The sequence below is a fragment of the Streptomyces katrae genome (assembly GCF_002028425.1).
Taxonomy (GTDB): Bacteria; Actinomycetota; Actinomycetes; order Streptomycetales; family Streptomycetaceae; genus Streptomyces; species Streptomyces katrae_A.
This window is the reverse complement of record NZ_CP020042.1, coordinates 1,236,641-1,256,633: the sequence shown is the minus strand read 5'-3', so window position 1 is coordinate 1,256,633 and position 19,993 is coordinate 1,236,641. Positions and strand designations below refer to the sequence as shown.

Sequence of the window (19,993 nt, the reverse complement as noted above, 5' to 3'; positions counted from 1 at the left end):
CCCCTCCCGCTAGGACCGCAGATGACCACGACCGACGCCTGGCACAGCCACCACGTCTTCCTGCACTGCGCGACCGAGGACACCGACGCGTTCCTGGTCCGCGGGGCGGCCCCGCTCCTGGACGGCCTGGTGGCGGCCGGGGAGGCCGACCGGTGGTTCTTCATCCGCTACGCGGAGGACGGCCCCCACGTACGCGTCCGCGTGCGCGGGCTCGCCCCGGCCGCCGCCGCGCGGCTCCCGGCCGAACTGGCGCGCGCGGCCGGGGAGGTGCCCTCGGTGCCCGGCCCCTGGACCTCCGCCCACGGCGAGGTCCGCGCCGTCCCGTACGTGCCCGAGACCGACCGGTACGGCGGCCCGCGCGCCCTGCCCCTCGCCGAGGAGGTCTTCGCGGACTCCTCCCAGGTGGTGCTCCGGGTCCTGCGCGACCTCGCCGCCGGGGGCGGCGGCTCGGCCCGCCTGACGCACGCGGCGGACCTGGTCCACACGACCGTGCAGGCGCTCGGCCTGGACCGGCTCACCGCCGCCCGCTGGCTGCGCCGGCACGCGGCCGGCTGGCGGTGGGTCACCGAGGTGCCGCTGCTGCCGGGGGCCTCCGTGCACACCCGCGTCAACTCCGTCTATGCCGCGCAGCGTTCCGGCCTGGCACGGCGTGCCCGGGGCCTGCGGGAACGGCTCGCCCAGGGCACCGCCGCACCCTGGCTGGGCCACTGGGAACGGCGGGTCCGCGAGACCGACGCCCTGCTCCGGGCCGGGCTGGACCCGGACGCGGCCCCCGACGCGACGGCCTGGATCTGGGGCTCGCAGCTCCACATGCTGTTCAACCGGCTCGGGGTGACCCCCGACGAGGAGCGGGCGGTGTGCCGGCTGGCCGCCCGCACCCTGCTGGAGACCGGGGAGCCGGCGGACTACTTCCCGGCCGGGCACACCGCCCCCGACCTGCAGTACGTGGAGCGCAGCAAGTTCCAGATCGGCCGCAACGAGGACACGGCCCTGCGCACCCTGCCGCCCGGGCCGCCCCGGTACGCTCCGGCCGCGCCGGAGCTGCCCCTGCCCGCCGCCCCGCTGCCCGAGGTCTCGCTCGGCGCCGCCCTCACGGCCCGGGCCTCGGCGCGCGGGGCGCTCGGCGGGCCCCTCACCGCCCCCGGCCTGGGCGCCCTGCTGTGGCACGCCCTGGCCGACCGGGAGCGCGGCGGGGCGCCGCTGCCCGAGGGCTCGGCCGACACCCCGGTCCACCGGGCCTACCCCAGTGCGGGCGCCCTGTACACGGCCCGGGTGCGGCTGCTGGTGCTCGACGTCGAGGGCGTTCCGGCGGGCACGTACGACTGCGTGCCCGAGCGGCGGACGCTGCGCCTCGTGGGCCCGGCCCCGGCCACGGCGGAGATCGCCTCGCTGTCGACGTACCTGTCCCGGCCCCCGACCGACCCGCACTGGATCGGCATCGACCGCGTCCCGGTGGTCCTCGCCCTCTACGCGGACCTCGGCCTGCTGCGCCGCCGCTACGGTCTGCGCGCCCTGCGCCTGGCCCTGCTGGAGACGGGCCACCTGGCGCAGAACCTGCTGCTCACCGGCACGGCCCTGGGCCTGGCCGGCACCCCGCTCGGCGGTTTCCACGACGACCTGGCCCACGAACTCCTCGGCCTGGACGACCTGGAACAGCCCCTCCAGTACCTGCTGCCGCTCGGACGCCGCGCAGCAGACGGGTGACGTGCGACGGAAGACGGGTTGGTGTGAAGGCACGGACCGGCCGGTACTTTGAGAGGGAATCTCATGGTTTCGGCCAGTAGGTCTGCCCGGCCGCGCCCCGATAGCTTCGCCATGACCGGAGCGTGGTGGAGGGGGTAGTCATGGGAGCTTTGGCGTCCGTGCTGGCGGCGGCGGTGCTGTGGGGGACGGTGGGGCCCGCCCAGCTCTGGGCGGACACCGGGGTGCACCCCGTGGCGCTCGGGGCCTGCCGGATGCTGCTCGGCGGGCTGGCGCTCAGCCTGCTGACGGTGCGCCCGGCCGGGCTGCGCACGCTGCGGCGGCCCGGGGTGCGGCGGTGGCTCGGGCTGTGCGTGCTGGTCACCGCCGCCTTCCAGGTGTGCTTCCTTCAGGCGGTCGAGCGGGGCGGGGCGGCCCCTGGCCACCGCCGTCGCCTTCGGGACCGTGCCCGTGGTCGGCGGCCTGTCCGCCCGGGCCCTGTCCGGGGAGCGGCTGACACCCCGCTGGCTGGCCGGGACCGGCTGCGCCGTGCTCGGCATCGCCCTGGTGCTGCTGCCCGGCAGCGGGGCCACCGCGGACCTGCCGGGTGTGCTGTTCGGCGTCGTGGCGGGGGCGAGTTTCGGCGTGTACATCGCCGCCACGAAGGAACTGGGGGCGCGTGGAGCCGACCTCGGCGCCGCGGCCCCCGTGAGCGTGCTGTGCGCCGGGCTGCTGGTCTCCCCGTACCTGCTGGTGGCCCCCGGGGGCCTGGCCACCGTCCGCTCGGCCGCCCTGATCGGCTGGCTCGGCCTGGGCACCACCGCCCTCGGGTACCTGCTGTTCACCCGGGGCGTCGGCCGGCTCAGCGCCGCCACGACGGGGACGCTGAGCCTGACCGAACCGCTGGTCGCGACGGTGCTCGGGGTCGCGGTGCTGGGCGAGCGGCCGGGACCGTCCGCGGCGGCCGGGGCGGCGCTGCTGCTGCTCGGGCTGGTCCTCGTGTCCCTCCCCGAGCGCCACCGCCGGCCGCGGACCGCACCGGCCCCGCACACCGAGCCGGAACCGGCGACCCGCAGGCCCTAGCGGTCCTGGTAGGAGCGCATGTTCTCGTGCACGCGGTCGGAGAAGAACATCGGGCCCACCGCGTCCGCCCAGGCCATGCCCTCCGGGGTCAGCGCCAGCGCCCCGCCCTCCTCCCGCAGCCAGCGCCGCTCCAGCAGGGCGGCGAGCTGCGGGCCGAAGTCGTCCTCGAAGCGGGTGGCGAAAACCTCCTGGTAGGCGCCCGGGCGCAGGCCCGTGAACTCCAGCAGGTGCTGGAGCACGTACATCCGGCGCCGCCGGCTCGCTGCTCCCGCGGCTGTCCGGGGCCCTGCGGCCGCGGCTCGGGCTGCTCGACCCGTACGGCGGCACGCGCGGCCTGGCCCGCCAGATCGCGGCGGCCGCCCGCTGGTGCCGGGCAGACCGGATCGACCTGGTGGACGTGGGCGGCGACATCGTCGCCCACGGGGACGAACCCACCCTGCGCAGCCCGCTCGGCGACGCCCTCGCCGTCGCCGCCTGCGCCGAGACCGGCCTGCCGGCCTCCGTGTACGTCGCCGGCCCCGGCCTCGACAACGAGGTGCCCCTGCCCGACCTGCTGCCCCGGCTCGGCGCGCCCGCCCTCACCCTCGGCGCCGCGCACACCGAGGTGGTGGCCGGGGTCTTCGACTGGCACCCCTCCGAAGCCGGCGCCCTGCTGGTCGCCGCCGCCCGCGGGGTGCGCGGCGTCTGCGGCACCCGGGACGCGCCCCGGCCCGTACTCCTCGACGCCACCTCCCGGCAGGTCCACCGGCTCACCCTGGACCGCGTCCTCGGACTCAGCCCGCTGGCCCGGGCGCTCGCCGGCTGCCGCGGCCTGGACGAGGCCGAGGAGGCGTCCCGCGCGGTCTGCGGCTTCTCGGAGATCGCCCGCGAACGCCGCCGCGCCGCCCACCCCGGCACCCCGCCCGCCCGGAGCCGCCCGGACCGCGACCCCGCCGCGGTCCTGGACCGGTTCGCCGCCTGGGAACGGGAGACGCTCGCGCAGGGGATCGCGTACGCCACCACCCGCCGGATCACCGAGGAGCTCGACCTGACCGCCACGGAGGCCCGCGCCCTGCTCACCGGCCTGCGCAAGACCGTGCCCGGGCGCCACGTCCCCCCGCTGTGGCGGCTGGCGGCAGGCTGAGCGGGCCGTGGTGCCGCGGAGCCCCGGACGGGTGATGCTGGTGGGATGGGTGGTGTGCCCAGGCGCTGGTTGCCGCCGGGCTACGCGGCCTCGGGGGTCCGGGCGGTGCGGGTGACGCTGGTCGCCGCCGCCGGGTTCTACCTGTTCCTGTACGGCTTCGGCTCCTCCGTCGCCGCCACCTACGCGCTGTTCTCGGCGGTGGCCCTCGCCGGGCTGTCGCGGATCCCCGGCACGGGGCCGCAGCGGGCCGCGACCGTGCTGCGGCTGGTGCCGGCGTGCTGGCTGCTGGTCGTGGCCGGCACCTTCCTGTCGGTGCGCACCTGGAGCGCCGTCGCCGGGATGCTCGTGATCGGCTTCGTACTGGCCTTCGCCGCCGTCGGCGGGCCGCGGCTGGCCGGAGCCGGGCCGGGACTGCAACTGCTGTACATGCTCCCGTCCTTTCCCCCGTACGATCCGGGCTCCCTCGGCGTCCGGCTGGCCGGCACCACCGCCGGGCTCGCCCTGCTCGTCCTGGCCGAGCGGTACCTCTTCCCCGAGCCCGCGCCACCGCCCTACCGGGAGCTCGCCGCCCGCGCCGCCGACGCCGCCGCGCACTGTGCGCGGGAGCTGGCCGAGCCCCCGTACGCGCTTTCGGCGGCCGCGGCCGAGCGGGCCCGCGAGGCGGGCACGGGCCTGCGGTCGCTGAAGGTGCCCGAGGCCGACCGGCCGGCGGGGCCGGGCGCGCGCGACCGGGCGCTGACGCACACGGGCCTGGCCGCGCGGACCCTGCTCGGTCGGCTCTCCGCGCTCCACGACCCGGGTCAGAGCGCCGGGGAGGTACTGCGCGGGGTGGCGCTGCTCTCCGAGCGCACCGCCGGCCGCCTGCGGCTCCGGGCGGACACCGGCCCGGGCGACGCGTACCGGGAACTCGCCGCGGCCCGGGCCCGGCTGGCCGCCGTCCCCGCCGGGCCGGCCGGCCCGGCGGCGCTGCGCCGGGACGCGGCGGTGCTGGAGGTGGCCGACGCCGCCCTGACCACGGCCACGGCCGCCTCCCTCGCCGTAGGGGGCCCGGTGGTGGCGGACCGGGTGCAGCCGGGGCGGTTCTGGTACGCGCGCACCCCCGCCGTGCTGCTGTGGTGGCACCGGATCCGGGGGCACGCCGTGCGCCGGTCGGTGTTCTTCCAGAACGCGGTGCGGATCGGCCTCGCGCTGGCCGCGGCCCGGCTGGTCGCCGGACTGGACACGCTGCCCCACGGGTTCTGGGCGACGCTGGCGGCGCTCTCCCTGACGCGGACCACCGTCGGCGAGACCTGGAGCACCATCCGGATCGCCCTGGCCGGCACCTTCGCCGGCGCCCTGCTCACGGCGGGCCTCCTCACCGTGGTCGGCCCGCACACGGCGGTGTACGCCGTGGTCCTTCCGCTGTGGATGCTCTTCGCCTTCACGGTGGGGCCGGTGCGGGGGGTGGGGTGGGCGCAGGGGCTGTTCACGGTGCTGGTGGCCATGGTGTTCGCGCAGCTGGCGCCGGCGACCTGGCAGCTGGCCGAGGTACGGATGGCCGACGTGCTGATCGGAAGCGTGATCGGCGGGGTGTTCGGGCTGCTGGCCTGGCCCCGGGGCGCCCACGACGAGCTGGGCCGCGCCACGGCGGGCCTGCTGCGCCGGGCCGCCGAGATCGTGGTCGCGACGAGTGCCTCCGTCGCGGCGGGTGGCACGGGGGAGGGGGCGGTGGCCGCACGGGGGTACCGGTCGCTGCGGCACGCGCTGACCATGGCCGAGTCGGCGTACGCGCAGTTCCAGAGCGAGCCGGTTCGCTTCGGGGCCGCCACCCCGCGCCCGCCCGGGCCCGACTGGCAGGCGGCCCTGATGACGGGCCACCACGTCCTGTGGGGCGCGGACCGGCTGACGGCCCCACCCGACAGGCCCGCCCCGCCCGACGGCCTGGGCACGGGGCCCGCGGGCCCGGCGCCCCTGGGGCCGGAGGCGGCCGAGGGGCTGACCGGCATCGGGGACCGGGTGGCCGGACGGATGCTGCTGGTGTCGGCGCACCTCGACCCCGGCGGGGACACCCCGCCGGTGCCCGCGCCGCTGCGCGACCCGGCCTACCGCGGACTCACGGCGGAGCCGCCCGGCGCGCCCCGCCGCTACTACGCGGCGGCCTCCTGGCTGGACTCCCTGGTGGCCGACCTGGAACGGGTCACGGCCCCGGAGGGCGGGACCCGCTGACCGCCTCCCCGGGACGCGGCCCGGGGGCGGCGGCCCGTTCCAGGACCTCCAGGACGGTGTCGCGGAAGAGGGTGGTCTTGTAGCCGGTGTGCCGCAGGGGACGGCAGCGCCCGAGGACCGCCCCGGCCGCCTCGGCGAGGACCGCCGGGGTGGCCTCGCGGCCGGTCAGGGCCTCCTCCACCTCCGGCAGCCGCAGCGGGACCCGGGCCACCCCGCCCGCGGCGACGGCGGCACGGGTGATCGTCGAGCCCTGGAGCGCGAGCCGGGCGACGGCCTCGACCAGCGGCCACTCGGCGCGGGCCCGGCTGATGGCCCGGTGGCAGGCGGCGCGTTCGCCGGGCAGCGCGGCGGGCAGCCGCACCGAGGTGAGGACCCGGCCGGGCGGCAGCAGGTGGTCGACGTCGTGCAGCCGGCTGCCGTCCCCGTACAACGCGGCGACGGGGCGCGGGGATTCACCGTGCACCTCGGCCTCCGCGTCGTAGGCCAGCAGGGCCACGGCGAGGGTCGAGGGGTGCGGGGCCACGCACGGGCCCTCGCCGGCCACCACCCCGTAGTGGTGGTCGCCCTCGCGGGCGGGGCAGCCGGTGCCGCCCTTCTGCAGGCAGCCGATGTGCGGGTTGCGGTAGTACCAGCAGCGGTTGCGCTGGAGCAGGTTGCCGCCCAGGGTCCCGGCGGCGCGGATCTGCGGGGTGGCCGTGCTTCCCGCCGCGAGCGCCAGCGCCGGCCAGCCCTCCCGCACCCGCGGGTCGCGGGCCAGTTCGGCGAGGGTGGTCAGGGCGCCGATGCGCAGCCCGCCACCGGGCAGGCCGGTGCAGCCCCGCAGGTGGGAGACCCCGGACAGGTCGGTGAACGGGCCGGGGGACAGGCCCGCACGCTGCCGGGCGGTGGTGTCGGTGCCTCCGGCGCGCAGCTCCCCGCCGCGCGCCAGGACGGCGGCCGACAGGTCGGTGAGGGCGGGCTCGGTGCTCACGGACGCAGTCCTTCCAGGAGCCGGTCGGGGCGGATGGGCAGGTCGTACGGGCGCCAGCCGGTGGCGTCGTACACGGCGTTGCCCAGGGCGGCCGCGGTGGGCAGGGTGGCCACCTCGCCCAGGCCCACGCCGCCGCCGGGCACGTGATCGAAGCCCTCCTGGTGGAAGTGGACCGTGATCTCGGGGGTGTCGCCGATGCCGGGGATCCGGTAGTCCTCCAGGTTCTCGGTCAGCACCCGGCCGGTGCGGGGGTCGGTGCGGCGCTCCTCGTACAGTGCGTAGCCGACGCCCTGGACGACCGCGCCCTCGCACTGGTTGCGGGCGAGGCGGTCCTCGTGGATCCGGCCGGCGGAGATGCCGCTCCACACGCGCAGCGCCCGGGTCCGGCCCAGCCGGGTGTCCACCTCGACCTCGGCGACCTGGACCGAACCGGTGAACCCGCGGCCGACCGCCAGGCCGCCCAGGGTGAAGGGGAGGGCGAAGCCGCGCCGGTCGCGCGGGCGCCTGCCGGTGACGCGGGTGCCGTGGCCGGAGTCCAGCCGGGACGCGACGTCGCCGCCGCCGAGTGCGGCGCGCAGCCGGTCGGCGGCGTCCCGGGCGGCGGGGGCGAGCGAGGGGGTGGTGCGACTGCCCCCGGAGATCGGGCCGTGCACGGCGCCGCTGCGGCCGATCTCCACGCGGACCCGCCCCTCCTCGATGCCGAGCCCGTCGGCGACGGCCCGCCGCAGGACGCTGCGGGAGCCGGTGCCCATGTCCTGGACGGCGCAGCGGGCGACCACCGTCCCGTCCTCGACGGTGAGTTCGACCTCGGTGGCGGGGTCGACGAAGTAGAGCCAGTTGGCGGCGGCGACGCCGACGCCGCGCCGGTAGCGGCCCGTGCCGCCGCGCCGGGCATCGGTCCACACGGGCAGCGCCGCCGCCCAGTCGTACAGGGCGCGGCGCTTGGGGTTGCCGTCCCACTGGCGGCGCAGGTCGATGGGGTCGTGGCCGAGCCGGTGGGCCATCTCGTCGACGGCCTGTTCCAGCGCCCAGCACAGCGGGGGTCCGCCCGGGCCGCGGAAGGGGGCGCCCGGGGGCCGGTTGGTGACGGTGTCGAAGTCGCGGAGCCGGCGCGGGGAGCGGCCGTACATGAACCGGGCCAGCGCGGCCACGGAAGCGCCGATCGAGACGCCGCCGTCGCTGTCGGCGTCGACGGCCAGGGCCGACAGGTCCCCGGCCGTGTCGGCCGCCATCGCCAGCCGGATCCGGGTGGCGGGCCGGTACCCGCCGTCGGTGAGCTCCTCGTCCCGGTCGAGCGAGACCCGGACGGGGGCGCCGTACAGCCGGGAGAGCTCCACGGCGGCGACGACGTCGGTGGTCAGCCCCACCTTGGAGCCGAAGCCGCCGCCCACGTGCGGGGCGTCGGCGATGACCCGTTCGGGGGGCAGGCCCCAGCGTTCGGCCGCGAGCTGCGCGACGCGCTGGACGGCCTGGGTGGACACCTCCAGCCGGAGGGTGCCGTCGGTCCAGTGGGCCAGCGCGGTGTGCGGTTCGAGCGGGGTGTGGCTCTGGGCGGCGGTCGTGTACAGCCCTTCGACCAGCCGGTCGGGGGTCTTGGCGCGGGCCTTGAGGATCCGGCGCACGGCCTCCCCGCCGCGCTTGTTCATGCTCACCGGACCCCGCCGGTTGCCCTCCCACTTCGCGGGCAGGCCGAGGCCGCCCTCGCCGGAGCTGGGCGCCTGCTTGCGGGCCGCTTTGTCCGGGTAGACCAGCGGGCCCTCGCCGGCCCGGGCCCTGCGCACGTCGAGCGCCGCCGGCCGTACCTCGTAGTCCACGACGACCTTCCCGGCGGCCGCCCGCGCCGCCGCCCGGGTCGGCGCCGCGACGGCGGCCACGGGCTGGCCGGCGTAGCGCACCACCCCGTCGGGCGGCAGCAGCCGTACCAGCGGGAGGCCGCCGGCGTCGATGGAGCGGACGAGGGCGTGCGCGTGCGGGGAGCGGACGACCACCCCCTCCAGCAGTCCCTCGGGGCGCAGGTCGGTGGTGTACCGGGCCGCGCCGCAGGCCTTCTCCGGGGCCTCGGCGCGCGGGGGCGGGTCCGCCGGGTCCGGTTCCCCGTCGTACGCGCCCGTACAGGCGGCGGTCACCGCCTCGAAGATCCGCTCGTAGGCGCCGCAGCGGCACAGGTGGCCGGCCAGGGCGTCGGCGATCTGCTCGCGGCCGGGGGCGGTCTGCCCGTGTCCGGCCCGCCACCGGTCGTGGAACGCGGCTGCCTCGACGACGAACCCGGGGGTGCAGTAGCCGCACTGGAGGGCGTCGCGGCCGGCGAAGGCCCGGGCCACGGGGTGGTCCGCCAGGCCCTCCGCCGTCGTGACCCGGCGTCCGGCCAGCAGGGCGGCGGGCGTCAGGCAGGAGACCCGGGGGTCGCCGTCGACCTGCACGGTGCAGGCGCCGCACACCCCGCCCCCGCAGACCAGCTTGGTGCCGGTGAGGCCGAGCCGGTCGCGCAGCACCTCCACGGCCGCGGGGTCGTCGTCCGTGTCCGTCGTGTGCCGGACGCCATTGACCTCGAACTCCACGGGACGTACTCCTCCGGGCGGGGTGGCGACCGCCGGGTCCGCGCGCTCACCTTCACCTCCTTGATATCCCGCCGCAGGGGCCCGCGCAGCGCGCCCGCGCCCGGGGCAGGGCTGAGCGGGTGAGGGACGGGGCCCCGCCGGTCGAGCCCCGCTCGAGCGCCTGACCGCAGCCTTACATACCCCCCATGGGTATGCTAACTTCCATCCCGAAGGTACCCCCTGGGGGTATACGACAGAGGAAGGGCCAGGGCAATGTCAACCGTCAATCCCCGGCGCTGGTGGGCACTTGGCGTGCTTGCCGCCGCTCAGTTCATGGTGATCATGGACACCTCGATCATCGGGGTGGCGCTCCCCGAGATGCAGAAGGACCTGGGCTTCTCCCAGGGCGAGCTCCAGTGGGTCTTCAACGCCTACGTCATCGTCTTCGGCGGATTACTGCTGCTCGGCGGGCGGCTCTCCGACCTGTTCGGGGCGCGCAAGATCTTCGCCACCGGCTGGGTCGTCATGATCGTGGGCTCCGTGCTCGCCGCCGCCGCGCAGAGCGCCTCCGTGGAGATCGCCGGCCGGGCCGTCCAGGGAGTCGGCGGCGCGCTGATCGCCCCCTCGGCCATGACCCTCCTGATGATGCTCTTCGGGCACGACCCGAAGGAGCTCGGCAAGGCGATGGCCCTCTACGGCGCCGCGGCCCCGGCCGGCGGCACCGCCGGCGTCTTCCTCGGCGGCGTGTTCACCGAGTGGGTGAGCTGGCCCTGGTGCTTCATCATCTACGTCCCGATCGGTGTGATCACCCTCGCCCTGACGAAGCTGCTGCCCGCCGTCGGGTCCCGCCGCGGCTCCGTGGACGTCCTCGGCGCCATCGCCGTCACCGCCGGGCTCGCGCTCGCCGTCTTCGCCGTCGTCCGCGCCCCCGAGGCCGGCTGGGGCTCCACCGCCACCGTGCTGGAACTGATCGGCGCCGCCGTCCTCCTCGTCCTCTTCTTCGTGATCCAGAAGAGCATCCGCGAGCCGCTCATGCCGCTCAGCGTGTGGCGGATCCCGCGCCTGGGCTCGGGCAACCTGGCCATGACCCTGCTGGGCGCCGCCTGGATCCCGATGTGGTACTTCCTCAACCTCTACCTCCAGCAGGTCCTCGGCTACGGCGCCTTCGCCTCCGGTGCGGCCCTGCTCCCGATGACCATCCTGCTGATGATCTTCATGACGGCCATCACCGCCCGGCTCATGGGCCGCTTCGGCGCGAAGCCGCTGATCGTCGGCGGCCTGTTCGCCCTCGCCCTCGGCCTGGTGTGGCTCTCCGCCGTCGAGCCGACCGGCACCTTCCTGGTCGACGTCCTGCCCGCCTCGCTCGTCGCCGCGCTCGGCATGGCGCTCGCCTACATCCCGGCGATGATCGCCTCGATGTCCGGCGCCCCGCAGGAACAGGCCGGCCTGGCCTCCGGCATCGTCAACACCACCTACAACGTGGGCTCGGCCCTCGGCCTGGCCGCGCTGACCGCCCTCGCCACCACCCAGGGCGCCGGTGAACTGGGCAACCTGCCCGCCCTCACCGACGGGTTCAGCGCCGCGTTCATCGCCGCCGCCGTCATCGCGGCCGCCGGTGCGGTGATCACGCTCCTCGCCATGAAGGGCGACAAGGCGGTCGCCGCCGCTGCCGCTGCCGCCGCCCCGGCCGCCGACGCCCCGGCGTCGCGCGGCCAGACGGCGGGGGTCTGACGTACGGGGACGCCCCCGCGCTCGCCCCAGGGGTCGCCCGACGTCCTCCCCGGACGTCGGGCGGCCCCTTTTCCGTACCGAACGAGACAGGGAGACCCCTCGATGAAGGACATCCGCACCCGGGCCGTGCACGTGGCCCACGAGCTCGAAGCCCCCGCCAGCCGGCCGCTGTCCGTACCGCTCGTGCAGTCCTCCGCCTTCGCCTTCGACTCGGCAGACGAACTGGCGCGCGCCATGGCCGGACCCGACGGCGACTACGTCTACAGCCGCCGGGGCAACCCCACCGTGCGCGCCCTGGAGCGCACCCTCGCCGGCCTGGAGGGCGGGGCCTCGGCCATCGCCTTCGCCTCCGGGATGGGCGCCATCAGCGGGGTCCTGCTCGCCCTGCTGCGCCCCGGCGACCAGGTGATCGCGCAACGCTGCCTGTACGGGGGCACGTACGCGGCGCTGGCGGACCTCTCGGAGCGCTATGGGATCCGGGTCGACCACATCGGCGGTGACGACGCGGCGGAGTTCGAGGCGCTCGCCGGGCCGCGCACCCGGCTGCTCGTGCTGGAGACCATCGCCAACCCCACCGGACAGGTCCCCGACCTGCCCGGCCTGCTGGCGGCGGCCCGGCGGCTGGGCGTGCTCAGCGCCGTGGACAACTCCCTGGCCTCGCCCGTCCTGTGCCGTCCGATCGAGCACGGCGCCGACATCGTGCTCCACTCCACCACGAAGTACCTCGCCGGGCACTCCGACGTCCTCGGCGGGGCGGCCGTCTTCGCGGACGACGCCCTGCGCCGCGAGATCTGGCCGCGCACGGTCGAACTCGGCGCCAGCGCCGACCCGTTCGCCGTCTGGCTGACCCTGCGCGGGATCGCGACGCTGCCACTGCGGATGCGCGAGCACTGCGCCAACGCGGCCCTGCTCGCGCGGCGGCTGGCGGACCACCCCGCCGTGGCGGCCGTCCACTGGCCGTGGCTGAGAACGCACCCCTCGTACGCCATGGCCCGCAAGGTGCTCTCCGGCGGCGGCGGGCTGCTCTCCTTCGAGCTGCACGGTGGCCGGGAGGCGGGCCGCGCCTTCGTCGAAGGGGTCCGGCTGGCCCGGCTCGCGCTGTCGCTGGGCGGGGTGGAGACGCTGGTCACGCACCCTGCCAGCACCTCCCACCGGGAGCTGGACGAGGACGCGCTGGCGCGCGCGGGCATCGGTCCGGGCCTGGTGCGGATGTCGGTCGGCATCGAGGACCCGGAGGACCTCTGGCAGGACGCTGAACAGGCACTGCGGTCTTCTTTTGGGTTGACAAAATAAGCGCCTGATTCGTAGATTGGTTCACGCCAGAGAAAACCACTCCTCTACGTCAAGGGGGGCGCGTGATGCGCTATTTCGAGGACTTCCGGACCGGTGACGTCCACGAGCTGGGGACCATCACCGTCACGACGGAGGAAGTGCTGGAGTTCGGCAGGCGCTTCGACCCGCAGCCCTTCCACACCGACCCGGAGCTCGCCGCACAGACCCCGTTCGGCGGCCTCATCGCCAGCGGCTGGCACAGCGCCTCGATGTTCATGCGCCGCTACGTCGACGGACTGCTCGCCTACAGCGCCTGTACGGGCTCGCCGGGCGTCGACGAGATCCGCTACCTGCGGCCCGTCCGTCCCGGCGACGTGCTCACGGCGCGCGTCGAGATCCTCGGCTCGCGCCCCTCGCCGTTCAACCCCACCACCGGCGTCGTCCAGCCCAAGTGCACGCTGTCCGACGCCGAGGGGAACGTCGTCTTCAGCATGATCCTGCACAGCATCTTCCAGCGCCGGCCCGCCGCGTGCTCCCCGGCGCACCCCTGCGCCGCGGAGGACCCGGTCGTCCGCGTGAACTCCCTGGCCTAGGCCGTCTCTTCCGGAGACGACCCGGCCGAGGGTCCCCACCCCGCGCCCGCCCCCACCCCGTCCGCCGAAGTGAAGGGAGCCTCCCGTGGAGGCCGTATCCCGCACCGCCCAGTGGACCGCCGCAGCGCGGGCCCTGGAAACCGACCGCGAGGACCGGCTGTTCGCCGATCCCTACGCCCGCACCGTCGCCGACACCATCGGCTTCGAGCTGCTGGAGCGCTACGCCGGAGCCGGCACCGTGCCGTTCCTCGCCATCCGCACCACCTACCTGGACCGGCAGATCGTCGCCGCCGTCCAGGAGCACGGCATCCGCCAGGTCGTGTTCCTCGCCGCCGGCATGGACACCCGCTTCTACCGGCTCCCCTGGCCCGACGGCGTCACCGTCTACGAACTCGACCGCCCCGCCCTCCTGGAGGCCAAGGCCGGCATGCTGGCCGACGAGCCCCAGCCGGCCGGACGCACCCGCGTCCCCGTCGCCGTCGACCTCACCCAGGACTGGACCGGCCCCCTCGCGCAGGCCGGCTGGCGCTCCGACGAGCCCGTGCTGTGGGTCGTCGAGGGCCTCCTGTTCTTCCTCCCCGAGGCCGCGGTCCGCAACCTCATCTCCACCCTGGCCGGACACTCCGCGCCCGGCTCGGTCCTCCTCGGCGACGTCATCAGCAGGGCCGCCCTGGAGAACCCGCTCTCCCGCCCCTTCCTGAAGTGCCTGGAAGAGGACGGCAACCCCTGGCTGTTCGGCACCGAGACCCCCGAGCAGCTCCTCGCCGAATGCGGCTGGGACGTCCGCGAGGTCCGCCAGCCCGGCGAGGACGGCGCCGACTTCGGCCGCTGGCCCTACCCCGTCCCCGCGCGCAGCGTCCCGCGCGTCCCGCGGTCCTTCCTGTTCACCTGCGACCTCCCGACCACCGAGGTGAAAGCCGCATGAGCGCCACCCACGACTTCCACCAGCGCGTCATCAGCGACGCCGGAGCCGCCGTACGCGGTCTCACCGTCGCCCTCGGCGAACGGCTCGGCCTCTACCGCGCCCTGGCCGAGGCCGGCCCGCTCACCCCGGCCGCCCTCGCCGGACGCACCGCGATCCACCCCCGCTACGCCGAGGAGTGGCTGCACGCCCAGCTGAGTGCCGGCTACGTCGAACGCGACCCGGCCACCGGCGCCTACACCCTGCCGGCCGACCACGCTCCGGTGCTGGCCGACCCGAACGCCATCACCTTCGCCGCCGGGTTCTTCACCGCCCTCAAGGCCCTCTACGGCACCGAAGACCTCCTCGTCGACGCCTACCGCACCGGCGACGGCGTCGGCTGGGCCGAGCACGACCCGGCCCTTGACACCGGCATGGGCAGCTTCTTCCAGCCCACCTACGAGCACCGCCTCGTCCCCGACTGGCTGCCCTCCCTCACCGGGGTCACCGCCAAGCTCGCCGCGGGCGGCACCGTCGCCGACGTCGGCTGCGGCGTCGGCCACACCACGCTGCTCATCGCCAAGGCCTTCCCGCAGGCGACCGTCCACGGCTTCGACTACTCCGAAGAGGCCATCTCCCTCGCCCGCCAGCTCGCCGACGAGGCCGGCCTCTCCGACCGCGTGGTCTTCGACGTCGCCTCCGCCGACGACTACCCCGGCTCCGGCTACGACCTGGTCACCTTCTTCAACGCCCTGCACGACATGGGCGACCCGGTCTCCGCCGCCCAGCACGTGCACAAGTCCCTGGACGCCGACGGCACCTGGATGCTCGTCGAGTCCAACGTGTCGCCCGACGACATCGACACCCAGACCCCCGCCGCCCGCATGTTCATGGCCCTCTCCGCCGTGATGTGCCTGCCCGTGGCCGTCGCCCAGCGCGGCCCCCACGCGCTCGGCAACCACTCCGGCGAGCAGGCCTTCCGCGCCATCGCCGAAGAGGCCGGCTTCACCCGCTGGCGCCGTGCGACCGAGACCCCGGTCAACGCGGTCTACGAGGTCCGCCCGTAGCGCCCGGCCCCACCGGCCCCGGGGCCCGCACGCCCCCGCCCCACCACCACCGACGAGGAGTCACCATGGGCGTCAGCGCCCCCCTGCCCGTCAACGACCGGTTCCTGGAAGTCCTGGAACGCCTGAGCTCCCGCTCCATCGAGGAGTACTACAACCCGTACCAGCAGTTCGACTGGCCCGAGAAGCTGGACGAGGGCCGCATGTGGATGACCCCCGAGCTGCTCACCGTCTACGGCACCCCCTTCTACGACGAGCTCGGCGAGGAAACCCTCCAGCGCCTCTCGAAGTGGGAGAGCATCAACTTCTACAGCCTCAACGTGCACGGCATCCGCGAACTGCTCATCGAGGTCGTCGGCCGCATCCACATGCCCGGCTTCGAGGTGCCCTCGGACTTCTTCCACCACTTCATCGGTGAGGAGAACGAGCACATGTGGTTCTTCGCCGAGTTCTGCCGCCGCTACGGCGACAAGATCTACGGCTCCACCGCCCTGCGCGCCGACTCCGCCTGGGAACCGGAGGTCGAGAACTTCCTCGTCTTCTCCCGGATCCTGTTCTTCGAGGAGCTGGTCGACCACTACAACACGCGGATGGCGCGCGACGAGTCGCTGTGCCACACCATCCGCGAGGTCAACCGCATCCACCACCAGGACGAGTCCCGCCACATCGCCTTCGGCCGCGAGCTGGTCTCCCTCCTGTTCACCCGCATGAAGGAGGCCGTCCCCGCCGCCCGCGTCGCCGAGGTCGAGGCCTACCTCAAGCGCTACGTGGTCTACAGCATCAACTCCCTCTACAACCCCCACGTGTACCGGGACGCAGGCATCGCCGACCCGATCGGCCTGCGCAACGCGCTCGTCGCCGACGAACGGCGCCGCCCCCACGAGCGCAAGGCCATCCGCAAGCCGCTCGGCTTCTTCCTGAAGACCGGGATCTTCACGGACGACGTCCTGCCCGTCGTCTGAGAGGGCCCACCGCCGCCCGAGAGGTGACACCCCCATGAGCGTCACGACCGTCAAGACACCCACCACCACCGAGACCCGGGGCCTGCCGTCGCTCGGCCCCGAGGGCACCGCCCTGCTGCGGCTCCTCGACGACACCTTCGAGAGCTGGGGGGTGCACGCCGGGGCCCGCTCGATGACCATGCCCCCGCTGCTCCCGGCCGCCGACCTGGCCCGGCTCGACTACTACGACAACTTCCCCCACCAGGCCGTCGTCGCCGCCCCGCTGAACCTGGACGTCCGGGAGACCAGCGAGTTCTGTACCGACACCGGCTGCTTCCCCTGCGACGCGCTGGAGCCGGCCGCCCTCGGCCTGCCCTCCGCCTCCTGCTACGCCGTCTACATCGACCACCAGGGCCGCCCGGCCGCCGACGACGAACTCGTCACCGTGGTCGGCTGGTGCTTCCGCAAGGAAGCGCACTACGAGGGCCTGCGCCGCCAGCTCGGCTTCCGCATGCGGGAGATCGTCGCCATCGGCACCCGCGAGCACGCCGAGGAGCACCTGGCCCGCTTCACCCGGCGCATCCACGCCTTCGCGGAGGCCCTGGACCTGCCGCTGACGAAGGAGGCCGCCTGCGACCCCTTCTTCGACAAGGGCAGCTCCAAGGCGGTGCTCCAGAGGCTGACCCCGGTCAAGCACGAGTTCCTGTACGAGGACCTCGCGATCGCCTCCGTCAACACGCACCGCAACTTCTTCGGCGACCGCTGCGACATCCCCCTCGCCTCCGGCGCGGGCCCGGCCTTCACCAGCTGCGTCGCCTTCGGCCTCGAGCGCTGGCTGTCCGCGCTCACCCGCCGCCACGGCAGCTGGGGCGCGGCGACCGCCGCCGTCCTGAGCGCGAACGCGGCGGGGCCGGCGATCTGACGTGCAGACCCGACCCGTCGCCCCGCCGGCGGGCGGCCTGGGCTGGGCGAACCTCGGCATGGACATCGTGTCCGTCCACCGTGTCCGCCGGCTGCTCGCCGCATACGGCGAGGACTTCTTCCAGCGCATGCTCACCCCCGGCGAACTCGCCGACTGCCACACCTCCGCCCGGCTCGACGTGCTGAGCCTGTGCGGACGGATCGCGGCCAAGGAGGCGGCCTTCAAGACCCTCCGCGTCGGGGCCGTGGTCCTGCCCTGGCGGGACATCGTCGTACGGCGCTCCGAGGGCGGCTGGCCCCTCGTGGAACTCCGCGGGGCGGCCGCCGGCATGGCAGCCGACTCCGGCATCTCCGGCATCACCGTCACCATCAGCCACGACGTGGACTACGCGGTGGCGGTCGCCGCCCCGCTGGTGGACCCCGGCCCGCCGGAGCCACCCCCACCGCCCGCACTCCCGGACCCGGCCGCCGGGTCCGCGCACACCCCGCAACCCGAACACAGCACTCCAAGGAGAGACACCATGTCCGAAGGCCTGCAGCTCGTGAAGAACTGGCTCCTCGCCCGCCACGAGGAGCTGGACGACATCGCTTCCGACCTGGACCTCATCGAGAACCGGCTGATCGACTCCCTGTCCTTCGTCGAGTTCGTCTTCCTGCTCGAACAGCACAGCGGCCGCTCCATCCAGATGGAGACCCTCGAGGTCGACGAGATCCGCACCCTCGACGCCATCGCCACCCACTTCTTCTCCGCCGAGGTGAAGGCATGAGCAAGCGCCTGTTCACCTCCGAATCGGTCACCGAGGGCCACCCCGACAAGATCGCCGACCGGGTCAGCGACACCATCCTCGACGCCCTGCTGCGCGAGGACCCGGCCAGCCGCGTCGCCGTGGAGACCCTGATCACCACCGGCCAGGTCCACATCGCCGGCGAGGTCACGACCACCGCCTACGCGCCGATCGCCGAACTCGTCCGCGGAGCCATCCTCGACATCGGCTACGACTCCTCGAAGAAGGGCTTCGACGGCGCCTCCTGCGGCGTCTCGGTGTCCATCGGCGCCCAGTCCCCGGACATCGCCCAGGGCGTCGACACGGCCTACGAGTCCCGGGTCGAGGGGGCCGCCACAGGTGGAAAGGGTGACGAGCTCGACCGGCAGGGCGCGGGCGACCAGGGCCTGATGTTCGGCTACGCCTGCGACGAGACCCCCGAGCTGATGCCGCTGCCGATCCACCTCGCGCACCGGCTCTCCCGCCGCCTGACCCAGGTCCGCAAGGAGGGCACGGTCCCGTACCTGCGCCCCGACGGCAAGACCCAGGTCACCATCGAGTACGACGGCAACCGTGCGGTCCGCCTCGACACCGTGGTCGTCTCCACGCAGCACGCCGCGGACATCGACCTGGAGGGCCTGCTCACCCCGGACGTCCGCGACCACGTGGTCGAGCACGTCCTCGCCCAGCTCGCCGAGGACGGCATCAAGCTGGACACCGAGGGCTACCGGCTGCTGGTGAACCCGACCGGGCGTTTCGAGATCGGCGGCCCGATGGGCGACGCCGGCCTCACCGGCCGCAAGATCATCATCGACACCTACGGCGGCATGGCCCGCCACGGCGGCGGCGCCTTCTCCGGCAAGGACCCGTCGAAGGTCGACCGCTCCGCCGCGTACGCCATGCGCTGGGTCGCCAAGAACGTCGTCGCCGCCGGCCTCGCGGCCCGCTGCGAGGTCCAGGTCGCGTACGCGATCGGCAAGGCCGAGCCCGTCGGCCTGTTCGTCGAGACCTTCGGCACCGGCTCCCTGCCCGACGAGCGGATCCAGGAGGCGGTCTCCGCCGTCTTCGACCTCCGCCCGGCCGCCATCGTCCGCGACCTCGACCTGCTGCGGCCCATCTACGCGCAGACCGCCGCCTACGGCCACTTCGGCCGCGAGCTCCCCGACTTCACCTGGGAGCGCACCGACCGCGTGCACGCCCTGCGCAAGGCAGCCGGGGTCTGACATGCGGATCGCTGTCACGGGTTCCATCGCGACCGATCACCTGATGACCTTCCCCGGCCGGTTCGCCGAGCAGCTGCTGGCGGACCGGCTGGACCGGGTCTCCCTGTCCTTCCTCGCCGACCACCTGGACGTGCGGCGTGGCGGCGTGGCGGCGAACATCGCCTTCGGTCTCGGCGTCCTGGGACTGCGCCCCCTGCTGGTGGGCGCGGTGGGCGCGGACTTCGAGCCGTACCGGCTGTGGCTCAAGGACCACGGAGTGGACACCGACTCCGTACGCGTCAGCGACACCCTCCACACCGCCCGCTTCGTCTGCACCACCGACGAGGAGCAGAACCAGATCGCGACCTTCTACGCGGGCGCGATGGCCGAGGCCCGCGAGATCGACCTGCACGAGGTCGTCGCCCGCACCGGCCGCCCCGACCTGGTGCTCGTCTCCCCGGACGATCCGCAGGCCATGCTCCGCCACACCCGCGCCTGCCGCGAACTGGGCGTCCCCTTCGCCTCCGACCCCTCCCAGCAGCTCGCCCGGCTCACCCGGGACGAGGTGCTGGAACTGCTCGACGGGGCGACGCGGCTGTTCACCAACGAGTACGAGTCCGCCCTGCTCTGCGAACGCTCCGGGCTCACCGAGGAGCAGGTCCTGGAACGGGTCGGCTCCTGGGTCACCACCCGCGGCGAGGACGGCGTCCGCATCCGCACCGCCGCCGGCGGAGAGCTGACCGTGGCGGCGGTGCCCGTCGCGGACGTGGTCGACCCGACCGGCGTCGGCGACGCCTTCCGGGCCGGGTTCCTCGCCGGGACGGCCTGGGGCGTGCCCGAGCGGTACGCGGCCCAGCTGGGCTGCGCGGTCGCGGCGACCGTGCTCGACCACGCCGGCACCCAGGAGTACCGGCTGACCCGGGAAGCCCTCCTGGCCCGGCTGCGCTCCGCCTACGGCCCGCGCAGCGAGGCGGAACTGTCCGGACACCTGAGGGGACTGGAATGA

General features: G+C 74.8%; 17 protein-coding genes and 1 pseudogene. 15 read left to right on the top strand and 3 right to left on the bottom strand.

The annotated features are described in order from the left end of the window. Window positions 1-21: 21 nt before the first annotated feature. The 3 genes and pseudogenes from B4U46_RS05695 to B4U46_RS05690 all read left to right on the top strand — a co-directional run bounded on the left by B4U46_RS05695 (window position 22) and on the right by B4U46_RS05690 (window position 2,763). Entirely contained in the window at window positions 22-1,704 is a 1,683-nt protein-coding gene (locus B4U46_RS05695) for a thiopeptide-type bacteriocin biosynthesis protein (RefSeq protein ID WP_079424620.1), read from the top strand. Window positions 1,705-1,844: 140 nt separating this feature from the next. Further along, a pseudogene (locus B4U46_RS38920) lies at window positions 1,845-2,057 on the top strand (EamA family transporter); the annotation flags it as partial. Window positions 2,058-2,145: 88 nt separating this feature from the next. After that, window positions 2,146-2,763 carry a DMT family transporter gene (locus B4U46_RS05690; protein WP_237292662.1) on the top strand — a complete coding sequence of 206 codons (618 nt, stop codon included), beginning with the start codon at window positions 2,146-2,148 and terminating at the stop codon, window positions 2,761-2,763. Here the strand turns inward: B4U46_RS05690 and B4U46_RS05685 are convergent. Then, window positions 2,760-3,008 carry a hypothetical protein gene (locus B4U46_RS05685; protein WP_079424618.1) on the bottom strand — a complete coding sequence of 83 codons (249 nt, stop codon included), beginning with the start codon at window positions 3,006-3,008 and terminating at the stop codon, window positions 2,760-2,762. The genes B4U46_RS05690 and B4U46_RS05685 overlap by 4 nt on opposite strands. A gap of 17 nt (window positions 3,009-3,025) precedes the next feature. Between B4U46_RS05685 and B4U46_RS05680 the strand changes: the two genes are divergently transcribed. Next, window positions 3,026-3,886: a DUF1152 domain-containing protein gene (locus B4U46_RS05680; RefSeq protein WP_315974781.1), complete on the top strand. Its 861-nt coding sequence runs from the start codon at window positions 3,026-3,028 to the stop codon at window positions 3,884-3,886. 45 nt (window positions 3,887-3,931) lie between these two features. Then, a complete protein-coding gene (locus B4U46_RS05675) occupies window positions 3,932-6,091 on the top strand; it encodes an FUSC family protein (protein WP_079424617.1) in 2,160 nt (719 codons plus the stop codon). On the opposite strand, the gene B4U46_RS05670 is transcribed toward B4U46_RS05675, so the two are convergent. Next, complete coding sequence (locus B4U46_RS05670; RefSeq protein WP_079424615.1) at window positions 6,063-7,061, bottom strand: FAD binding domain-containing protein; 999 nt, start codon at window positions 7,059-7,061, stop codon at window positions 6,063-6,065. The genes B4U46_RS05675 and B4U46_RS05670 overlap by 29 nt on opposite strands. Beyond that, window positions 7,058-9,619 carry a molybdopterin-dependent oxidoreductase gene (locus tag B4U46_RS05665; RefSeq protein ID WP_079424613.1) on the bottom strand — a complete coding sequence of 854 codons (2,562 nt, stop codon included), beginning with the start codon at window positions 9,617-9,619 and terminating at the stop codon, window positions 7,058-7,060. The genes B4U46_RS05670 and B4U46_RS05665 overlap by 4 nt, the downstream gene beginning before the upstream one ends. Before the next feature lie 252 nt (window positions 9,620-9,871). Here B4U46_RS05665 and B4U46_RS05660 point away from each other — a divergent pair, with 252 nt between their 5' ends. The 10 genes from B4U46_RS05660 to B4U46_RS05615 all read left to right on the top strand — a co-directional run bounded on the left by B4U46_RS05660 (window position 9,872) and on the right by B4U46_RS05615 (window position 19,993). Beyond that, complete coding sequence (locus tag B4U46_RS05660) at window positions 9,872-11,329, top strand: MFS transporter (RefSeq protein WP_079424612.1); 1,458 nt, start codon at window positions 9,872-9,874, stop codon at window positions 11,327-11,329. Between the two features lie 102 nt (window positions 11,330-11,431). Then, the gene (locus tag B4U46_RS05655; RefSeq protein ID WP_079424610.1) at window positions 11,432-12,622 is read left to right on the top strand and encodes a trans-sulfuration enzyme family protein; all 1,191 of its coding nucleotides are present in this window, start codon (window positions 11,432-11,434) and stop codon (window positions 12,620-12,622) included. 65 nt (window positions 12,623-12,687) lie between these two features. After that, complete coding sequence (locus tag B4U46_RS05650) at window positions 12,688-13,194, top strand: MaoC family dehydratase (protein ID WP_079424608.1); 507 nt, start codon at window positions 12,688-12,690, stop codon at window positions 13,192-13,194. An 85-nt stretch (window positions 13,195-13,279) separates the two neighbouring features. Further along, window positions 13,280-14,119 (top strand): class I SAM-dependent methyltransferase, encoded by an 840-nt coding sequence (locus tag B4U46_RS05645; RefSeq protein ID WP_079424606.1) that lies wholly within the window; start codon window positions 13,280-13,282, stop codon window positions 14,117-14,119. Continuing rightward, window positions 14,116-15,162: a class I SAM-dependent methyltransferase gene (locus B4U46_RS05640; protein ID WP_079424604.1), complete on the top strand. Its 1,047-nt coding sequence runs from the start codon at window positions 14,116-14,118 to the stop codon at window positions 15,160-15,162. Before B4U46_RS05645 ends, B4U46_RS05640 begins: the two co-directional genes overlap by 4 nt. A 65-nt stretch (window positions 15,163-15,227) precedes the next feature. Then, window positions 15,228-16,121 carry a diiron oxygenase gene (locus B4U46_RS05635; protein WP_079424602.1) on the top strand — a complete coding sequence of 298 codons (894 nt, stop codon included), beginning with the start codon at window positions 15,228-15,230 and terminating at the stop codon, window positions 16,119-16,121. A gap of 34 nt (window positions 16,122-16,155) precedes the next feature. Continuing rightward, on the top strand, window positions 16,156-17,022 hold the full coding sequence (locus B4U46_RS05630) for a hypothetical protein (protein WP_079424600.1): 867 nt from the start codon (window positions 16,156-16,158) through the stop codon (window positions 17,020-17,022). A 1-nt stretch (window position 17,023) separates the two neighbouring features. Beyond that, on the top strand, window positions 17,024-17,788 hold the full coding sequence (gene acpS / locus B4U46_RS05625) for a holo-ACP synthase (protein ID WP_079424599.1): 765 nt from the start codon (window positions 17,024-17,026) through the stop codon (window positions 17,786-17,788). Beyond that, window positions 17,785-19,008, top strand: coding sequence for a methionine adenosyltransferase (metK, locus tag B4U46_RS05620; RefSeq protein WP_079424597.1), 1,224 nt, complete (start codon window positions 17,785-17,787; stop codon window positions 19,006-19,008). Before acpS ends, metK begins: the two co-directional genes overlap by 4 nt. 1 nt (window position 19,009) lies before the next feature. Continuing rightward, window positions 19,010-19,993, top strand: coding sequence for a carbohydrate kinase family protein (locus B4U46_RS05615; RefSeq protein ID WP_079424596.1), 984 nt, complete (start codon window positions 19,010-19,012; stop codon window positions 19,991-19,993).

Coding starts and splice junctions, on each gene's coding strand:
- B4U46_RS05695 (WP_079424620.1), top strand. CDS start 22: ATGACCACGACCGACGCCTGGCACAGCCACCACGTCTTCCTGCACTGC.
- B4U46_RS05685 (WP_079424618.1), bottom strand. CDS start 3,008: ATGTACGTGCTCCAGCACCTGCTGGAGTTCACGGGCCTGCGCCCGGGC.
- B4U46_RS05675 (WP_079424617.1), top strand. CDS start 3,932: ATGGGTGGTGTGCCCAGGCGCTGGTTGCCGCCGGGCTACGCGGCCTCG.
- B4U46_RS05660 (WP_079424612.1), top strand. CDS start 9,872: ATGTCAACCGTCAATCCCCGGCGCTGGTGGGCACTTGGCGTGCTTGCC.
- B4U46_RS05655 (WP_079424610.1), top strand. CDS start 11,432: ATGAAGGACATCCGCACCCGGGCCGTGCACGTGGCCCACGAGCTCGAA.
- B4U46_RS05650 (WP_079424608.1), top strand. CDS start 12,688: ATGCGCTATTTCGAGGACTTCCGGACCGGTGACGTCCACGAGCTGGGG.
- B4U46_RS05640 (WP_079424604.1), top strand. CDS start 14,116: ATGAGCGCCACCCACGACTTCCACCAGCGCGTCATCAGCGACGCCGGA.
- B4U46_RS05635 (WP_079424602.1), top strand. CDS start 15,228: ATGGGCGTCAGCGCCCCCCTGCCCGTCAACGACCGGTTCCTGGAAGTC.
- B4U46_RS05630 (WP_079424600.1), top strand. CDS start 16,156: ATGAGCGTCACGACCGTCAAGACACCCACCACCACCGAGACCCGGGGC.
- metK (WP_079424597.1), top strand. CDS start 17,785: ATGAGCAAGCGCCTGTTCACCTCCGAATCGGTCACCGAGGGCCACCCC.
- B4U46_RS05615 (WP_079424596.1), top strand. CDS start 19,010: ATGCGGATCGCTGTCACGGGTTCCATCGCGACCGATCACCTGATGACC.